Source organism: Massilia sp. IC2-476, assembly GCF_020707295.1.
In the GTDB taxonomy this organism is placed as follows: Bacteria; Pseudomonadota; Gammaproteobacteria; order Burkholderiales; family Burkholderiaceae_D; genus Telluria.
This window is the reverse complement of record NZ_JAJFER010000022.1, coordinates 1-1,386: the sequence shown is the minus strand read 5'-3', so window position 1 is coordinate 1,386 and position 1,386 is coordinate 1. Positions and strand designations below refer to the sequence as shown.

Genomic DNA, 1,386 nt, shown 5'->3' with positions numbered 1-1,386 from the left:
GAGCAATTCAAGCTCGCGGTTGTCCAAGACTATCTAGCCGACAGCTCTATTGGGTATCGTGGGATCGCGAAGCGGCACGGGTTGACGACCCATGCCATGTTGGAGAGGTGGGTAATGGCCTACCGCGCCCATGGGAACGCGGGACTGAGCAAGAAGTTCAGCAGGTACAGTGCCGAGTTCAAACTGTCGGTGCTACGGCACATGTGGGACAATCAGCTCTCCATGCTCCAGACTGCCGCCAAGTTCGACATTCGTCACCACGCAATGGTTGGCATCTGGGAGCGAGCATATCGAGTTGGGGGCGTCGAGGCATTGGTGCCGCGCCCACGAGGAAGATCCAAAGAAATGCCGACGCCAGAACCAGCGCCAGAAAGTCCACCCGACGATGACAAGCTCAGCCACGAGCAATTGCTGGCCGAGGTGAAGCAGCTGCGCATGGAGCTCGCTTACACAAAAAAATTGCAAGCCTTAGTTCAGGCCCGGCAGAAGCAAGTGCCGCAGAAAAAGCGCAAGTAGTGCATGAACTAAGGCAGCTGTTTCCGATGGCGGACTTACTGAAACTGGCCAATCTGGCGCGCAGCACTTTTTACTATCAGCGGAAATCTCTTCAGGCTGCCGACAAGTACGAGCAACTCAAAGAACAGATTCGGACGATCTTCAACAGCCATAAGGGCCGCTACGGTTACAGGCGCATCACGGCCGGGCTGCGCCAGTTGGGACGCCAGGTGAATCACAAGACGGTCCAGCGTCTGATGGGCACGCTGGGCTTGAAATCGCTGGTACGACCGAAGAAGTACCGCTCGTTCAAGGGCGAGGTGGGCCACGCTGCGTCCAATGCGTTGCAGCGTCGGTTCAACGCAAAAACCGCAAATCAGAAGTGGGTGACGGACGTAACGGAATTTCACGTGGCCGGAGAAAAGCTCTACCTGTCACCGGTCTTGGACCTGTACAACGGGGAGATCGTCGCTTTTGAGACGAGCAAACGTCCTGCCTTTGAGCTGGTCAATTCGATGCTCAAGAAAGCGCTAGCCAAGCTCGGACCAAATGAGAGGCCAATGCTGCACTCCGACCAGGGATGGCAGTACAGGATGCCCGCCTATCAACGTCAGCTCCAGGAGCGTCAACTCGTACAGAGCATGTCTCGCAAGGGCAACTGTCTCGACAATGCGGCGATGGAAAGCTTCTTCGCTGTGCTCAAGTCCGAGTTCTTCTACCTGAACAGGTTCGAAAGCATCGATGAGTTACGCGACGGCCTGGCTGACTACATCCACTATTACAATAACGACCGCATCAAGCTCAAATTAAAAGGCCTGAGCCCCGTTCAGTACAGGACTCAGGCCTTGGCCGCTTAGCAAACTAACCGTCCAACTTTACGGGGTCAGTTCA

The 1,386-nt window shown here is 55.6% G+C and carries 1 protein-coding gene; it reads left to right on the top strand.

Annotated features, from left to right (window positions below):
* A protein-coding gene (locus LK539_RS24375; protein WP_227803635.1) for an IS3 family transposase occupies positions 1-1,352 on the top strand; the annotation gives its coding sequence in 2 pieces (ribosomal slippage) (positions 1-451 and positions 451-1,352; 1,353 coding nt annotated over the 2 pieces). This gene is flagged as partial in the annotation.
* Positions 1,353-1,386: the final 34 nt, after the last annotated feature.